The organism is Sulfuricurvum sp., from assembly GCF_049305995.1.
Classification (GTDB): Bacteria; Campylobacterota; Campylobacteria; order Campylobacterales; family Sulfurimonadaceae; genus Sulfuricurvum.
Genome location: NZ_JBAQPS010000137.1, coordinates 1 through 6,403 on the forward strand (window position 1 = coordinate 1; position 6,403 = coordinate 6,403).

Genomic DNA, 6,403 nt, shown 5'->3' on the forward strand with positions numbered 1-6,403 from the left:
TCTATTTAAAAAAAGAGTCACGATGGATTTCTCTTTAATTGATGGTGAGATGAGTATAGAGAAATTGGTTGAGATTTTACGTACACAACCGAAAGAGAAAAAAATCCTCTTTGAATTTATCAAAAAACAGAGTGCCAGAGAGTTTTATAACGCTATCAAAGATGAGTTTGATAATGTGTATGAACTGAGCGGTGATGACAATAAAGCGTATCGTCAGTACGTTATCAATAAAAGTAAAAATGAGACGTTGATTATTGTGGCGACGCAGGTCATCGAAGCGGGTGTAGATATTGATATGGATATCGGATTTAAAGATATTTCTACGATTGATAGTGAAGAGCAGTTCATGGGGCGGATAAATCGGAGTTGTTTGAGAGAGGGGATGGTCTATTTTTTTAATTTAGATTCTGTTGAAAAAATATATCGTGGTGATAATCGTTTAGGTTTGGATTTAACACAACCAAAATACAGAGATATTTTACAAAACAAAGAGTTTGGTATCTACTATGAAGAAGTTTTGGGGAAAATTAAAAAGGAGGGGGATAGATTTCAAAACGGTCTAATGACCAATTATGAAAACTTTTCCGAATTGCTAAAAAAGCTCAATTATAAAGAGATTTCAAAAACCATGACCCTCATCAACTCCCAAAACTTTACCCTCTACTTTCCATTTCAAATCGATTTATCGATCTATAAAGGTGTTAAAGAATTTGACGATTTGGATGAAGTGTTTTTGAGTGATGGAAAACTAGACGGGCAAAAAGTTTGGGATGAGTTTCAAGAGCTAAACAAAATAGATGGGTACGCAAAAAAACAGATTTACACTTCAAAACTTAACTCACTTATGCAATTTTTTACTTTCAATCTTTTAAAGTTTAATGACAAGCAAAGACCATATATTGGCGAAGAAGAATATGGATACTATTATGTTAAAAACTATGAAGAGTTTATAACTTCTGAGGGTAAGTTTGACAGGGAACAATACAATACCGTCAAAAATTCTAATTTTTTATAGATTTTAATAAACGGTGACTTTGTATCCATGATTATTTAAAGGAAAAATATGCAACTCTCAAATTTAACGCTACGTCAAAAAGAACAACTCTTTCGTGAGCTTCGCATCTCTATTACGCATCACTCCAATGCTATCGAGGGGATTAGTCTGACGTTTGGTGAGACAAAAGTCCTTTTGGAAAATGGGACTACGGCAGGGGGGAAGCCGCTGAGTGAGCAGCTTGTGGTGCTGGGGTTTGCAAAGGCGTATGATGTGGTGGTACGTGAGGCGAATAATCCCCATTTTCAGATTACCGCCTCTTTTATAAAAGATTTGCATTTCATTATGTTTGAAGATGCATTAAAAGTTTCGGGCGGATTTATAGAAAAGCCTATAGGTGCGTATCGAACGGATGAGCGATATATCAAAGGGGTGGATGTAAAACTCTCTTCACCGCTGAAAATCTCTCAACACATCGATAATTTGCTGTACAGATTCAACGCGGCTATGAGTATCGAAGAGATAGCGCAGTTTCATATCGAATTTGAACAGATTCACCCTTTTGCCGATGGGAACGGTCGAATCGGACGGCTTTTGATGGCATTGCAGTTTATCCAAAATGATGGAATCCCTCCGCTGATTCTCAACGATAACCGACGAGAGTATTTAGACGTATTAGTGGATTCAAATCAATTAGCAGAATTTTTATTAATCGCTCAAAATGAAAGTCTAAAATTGATTGACGTTGCATGAACTTGTGTTTTATAAATAAAGAGGAATCCTATGGAAAAAATACAACTTTTTGAATCAAAAAAATATGTAAAAAGTCAATCGGCTTCAAATTGTAGCCATTTGAAAGTGGTCATTGGTGAATTGTCCGAAAAAATCGGACAGTTAAAAAATATAAGCAAGTAGCTACAAAATGAGAGATAGTAATATGTTGGAAAAGAAATGATTACCGGAACCCTAATCAACTACTATTTTCACTGTAAAACTCAGTGTTGGATGCACGCCAATCGTCTAAATCTCGAAGACAACTCGGAGGATGTCCGTATCGGCAAGGTATTGCATGAAATCAACGAGGAGAAATCCCAACACGCTGAGATTAAAATCGATAACGTTCGGCTCGACAAGCTCACCGCCGATTATCTCGTCGAGGTGAAAAAGTCCGACTCTGACCCCGAAGCGGTGAAATGGCAGGTGTTGTTGTATCTGTATCTATTGCGTCAAAAAGGGATAGAGAAGAGGGGAAAAATCGAGTATATCGAAACCAACCGCCAAAATCGTAAAACCCAAATCGTCGAGTTGGACGAGGAGAATGAGAAGGTGCTTTTGGGAGTTATCGGTGAGATCGAATCGCTCATCGATCAGAGTGTTCCCCCCGCTCCCGTGTTCGAGAACAAGTGCAAGAAATGTGCGTATTATGAGTATTGTTTTATATAAATGCTCTTAATATTTGACAAACTTCTGTATATATGTATAATATTGATAAATATACTTCTGTATAATGATTGGAAATAAAGAATCATGATTAAAAAAATACTTCAAGAGCAAAATCCTCATTGGAATGGTGCGTTGTCCACCTATGCAAAACGAGAGCAGTTTGCGACGTTGGTTCGTTATCTCCCGCTCAAACACATCATCACCATCACGGGTATTCGACGATGCGGTAAAAGCACCCTTGCAAAAACGGCTATACATCATCTCATCGAGACGGGAGTGAATCCGAAAAATATTCTATTCGTCAATCTCGAACAACCGTTTTTTTTGGAATACCGCCACGATGCGACCTATTTGGAGACGATTTATGAGGAGTATCTCAAACTGCTGGGTCCGAAAGGGAAAATCTATGTCATCTTCGATGAGATACAGTTTTTTGAAAACTGGCAGATTTATATAAAAAGCAAGTACGAATCAAGCGATATCAAGTTTATCATCACGGGGTCAAACTCCTCGATGCTCTCAAACGATTTGGGTACATTGCTCACGGGTAGAAGTCTCAATATCCATCTCGACACCTTCTCATTTGCGGAGTTTTTGGATTTTAAAGGGATCGACTATGCCGATGAACTCGCACGTCTAGGCAATCGAATCGAGATCGCTAGAGCCAAAGAGGAATATCTGCGCTGGGGTGGTTTTTATGAAGTTTTTACTGTAGAAGATACCTTTACAAAAAAAGAGATACTTATAAGTTATGCAAAAAATATCATCTATCGTGACATCGTTCCTCGTTATGGGATACGTAATAGTGAAAGTATCGAGAGGCTCTTTTTTTATCTCATTGGCAATGCGTGCACGATGCTCAACTACACCACGTTAGCATCTACCTTTGAACTCAGTGATAAAACCATCAAAGAGTATATCCACTATTTCGAAGAGACTTTTTTAGTGAGTCGCATCGACAGATTTCATACCAAACCTAAAGAGCGTATCAAATCAATGAAAAAAATATATCTAAAAGATAACGGTTTTTTGCAGATAGTGCCGAAATTTTCCGATAATTTGGGCGCGGCTCTTGAAAATGGCGTATTTAATGTTTTAGCGCAAAAACATGAAACACTCACCTATCTCAAAGATACTTACGAGATAGATTTTTATGTCGATAAAACACTCTACCAAGTCTCATACGACATCAGCGACGAGAAAACGAAAAAGAGAGAGCTAAACGCTTTTGAAGCTTTTAAAAAAGGTGACGAAAGCTGCAAACTTATTACCTACGAGAGCGACGAAATCATAGGAGAGGTCGAGGTGGTAAGTTTTGAGAGATTTGCATTACCGTAATTCCTAAGCGAGGCAACAAATGGCAAAAAATCATACCCGATATATCTTTTCGATGGGGGAGTTAAAGCGCAAAGATAACTCCATCGCGTTTATCAACGAAAAAGGGAATTTTTACATCCCTATCGAGGACACCCGCGAACTGTATTGTATGAATGAGGTGAGTTTTAACACTAAACTTTTAGATTTTATTGCCCGTGCGGGGATAACGTTACATCTGTTTAATTATCACGGTAACTACAGCGGGACGTTTTATCCCAAAGATCAGCTCATTAGCGGTAATTTGACGATTAAACAGTCGATCATGTATATCGAAAACCGTCTCATCATCGCCAAAGCCATCGTCAACGCTATCGCCCGAAACATCCATGAAACTCTCTATCACTATTATCGCCATGATAAAAAAGAACTCAAACCTTATCTCGATTGGCTCAAAAACGACGTACCTAATTTTTTGGATAAAGAGTTGCGTATTGAGCAGATTTTGTTTATCGAAGGGCAGGTATGGAGCCGTTTTTATGACAGTTTTAGCCATTTTTTGCCCGAAGATTTTTTGATGAACAAACGGGTAAAACGCCCCCCTGATAATCCGATGAACGCGCTAGTGAGTTTCGGAAATACACTGCTCTATACGAAAACGATCTCGGCGATTTACAATACCCATCTCAACCAATCGATCAGTTTTCTCCACAGTCCGCGCGAAGGGCGATTTAGTCTGAGTTTGGATTTGAGCGAAGCGTTTAAACCGATCATCGTTTTTCGGACGATTTTCGATCTCGTCGGTCGTAAAAAACTCCAAGTGACCAAACATTTCGATAAAAATCTCAACTATGCACTCCTCAATACCGAGGGTAAAAAAATCTTTATCGATGCATTCGAAGAGCGGCTCAACGAATCGTTCATGCACCCGAAACTCAAACGGAAAGTTTCGTATAAACACGCGATCAAGCTCGATGGTTACAAACTGATCAAATCCATCGTCGAAGGGCGGGAGTTTAAAGCTTTTTCACTTAAGGATAAAGAGTGAAAAAAGACACGACCAACTACAACTACCTCTTTTTGTTTTACGATATCGCCGATGAGTTTAGTGAAGTGGGGAAATATCGCGTTGCCAAAGTGTTCAAAATCTGTAAAAAATATCTCAAACACCACCAGAAATCGATTTTTAGAGGCAATATCACCCCCTCCAATCAAATCAAAATGATTGCCCAACTCAAAAAAGTGATCGATCCAAAACTCGATTTTATCACGATCATAAAAGTTCTCCATAGCGGAAGTTTTAGTGAAGAGACAATCGGTAATACTGAACGGGAGCAAGAATCGATTTTCATCTGATTTTTCCAACCGATGATATGGATTTTTTTGCGGAATAGGGCTATAATAAGGGGTTTTCAACCGGATTGGAAGCTTTTTGAAATTTCATTGTTAAAATGATTGGAAAAAGTGCCTAAAATTCCCAAAAATAGGGGAGGGCGATTTTTCAAAGCCCCTATTTTTCTTTCTTGAACCGACACATCTGATGTATTGAAACTTAATCAACTGCTCATATTTGAATGTCCCTTGAAAGCTTGAACCGACACATCTGATGTATTGAAACCTTATGGACGGTTCTATGCCTCGTCTTGAACAATCTTGAACCGACACATCTGATGTATTGAAACTAGTAAAAGGCATAGCCATTGATACACCAGCAGAACTTGAACCGACACATCTGATGTATTGAAACTAGTGTTGATCTTGTTTGAGAGCTGAGAGTAGTATCTTGAACCGACACATCTGATGTATTGAAACCCCTCTCTAAAATGTATTCTAATCTCGTGGAAACCACTTGAACCGACACATCTGATGTATTGAAACCGGGGAATCTATATTTATCCTCTAAAGATCAAAGAGCTTGAACCGACACATCTGATGTATTGAAACAAATTAAAAAGACTATCATCACGTGATTGAGCATCTTGAACCGACACATCTGATGTATTGAAACGAAATCATTTTGATCCTCCAAAATAGTATTAGTACCCTTGAACCGACACATCTGATGTATTGAAACCATAATAATGGCTGAGTTATCTGATTTCGAATAACTTGAACCGACACATCTGATGTATTGAAACAGATAATTAGCCGAGTTAGCTTTAAAGAGTAGGGGCTTGAACCGACACATCTGATGTATTGAAACTAGCTTCGACTCCTTATAAATCATTGCCTGCATACTTGAACCGACACATCTGATGTATTGAAACCGTACCTTTTTGATTGTGTGGACTGTTCCACCCCCTTGAACCGACACATCTGATGTATTGAAACATGAACTTCGATAGCTGCCAAACAGCGAAAGCTTTCTTGAACCGACACATCTGATGTATTGAAACTTTCGAGAGTTGTCGGGTTCATCGTTGTGAATTCCTTGAACCGACACATCTGATGTATTGAAACATTTTTGGAGCAGCTTTTTTTTTGACTTTCGGCTCTCTTGAACCGACACATCTGATGTATTGAAACGGTTCCAACAGCGGGAACAAATATCGAAAAAGAGATCTTGAACCGACACATCTGATGTATTGAAACGTAACAATAATCCTATTGTTTATAGCAGTTGTTTGCTTGAACCGACACATCTGATGTATT

6 protein-coding genes and 1 CRISPR repeat array are annotated in these 6,403 nt (G+C 38.5%); all 6 genes read left to right on the forward strand.

Annotation, left to right across the window (positions count from 1 at the left end; genetic code table 11):
• Positions 1-1,015 (forward strand): helicase-related protein (locus WA010_RS04560; protein WP_422555966.1); only part of this gene is annotated, 1,015 nt, incomplete at its 5' end.
• A 48-nt stretch (positions 1,016-1,063) separates the two neighbouring features.
• Positions 1,064-1,747: a Fic family protein gene (locus WA010_RS04565; RefSeq protein ID WP_422555967.1), complete on the forward strand. Its 684-nt coding sequence runs from the start codon at positions 1,064-1,066 to the stop codon at positions 1,745-1,747.
• A gap of 198 nt (positions 1,748-1,945) precedes the next feature.
• Positions 1,946-2,437: a CRISPR-associated protein Cas4 gene (cas4, locus tag WA010_RS04570; protein WP_422555968.1), complete on the forward strand. Its 492-nt coding sequence runs from the start codon at positions 1,946-1,948 to the stop codon at positions 2,435-2,437.
• 84 nt (positions 2,438-2,521) lie between these two features.
• Positions 2,522-3,775, forward strand: a complete 1,254-nt coding sequence (locus WA010_RS04575) for an ATP-binding protein (protein ID WP_422555969.1) — start codon at positions 2,522-2,524, stop codon at positions 3,773-3,775.
• A gap of 19 nt (positions 3,776-3,794) precedes the next feature.
• Positions 3,795-4,799 (forward strand): type I-B CRISPR-associated endonuclease Cas1b, encoded by a 1,005-nt coding sequence (cas1b, locus tag WA010_RS04580; RefSeq protein WP_422555970.1) that lies wholly within the window; start codon positions 3,795-3,797, stop codon positions 4,797-4,799.
• Positions 4,796-5,107: a CRISPR-associated endonuclease Cas2 gene (gene cas2 / locus WA010_RS04585; RefSeq protein WP_422555971.1), complete on the forward strand. Its 312-nt coding sequence runs from the start codon at positions 4,796-4,798 to the stop codon at positions 5,105-5,107. Before cas1b ends, cas2 begins: the two co-directional genes overlap by 4 nt.
• 166 nt (positions 5,108-5,273) lie before the next feature.
• Positions 5,274-6,343: direct repeats of the CRISPR family, unit length 30 nt; unit sequence CTTGAACCGACACATCTGATGTATTGAAAC.
• Positions 6,344-6,403 lie beyond the last annotated feature (60 nt).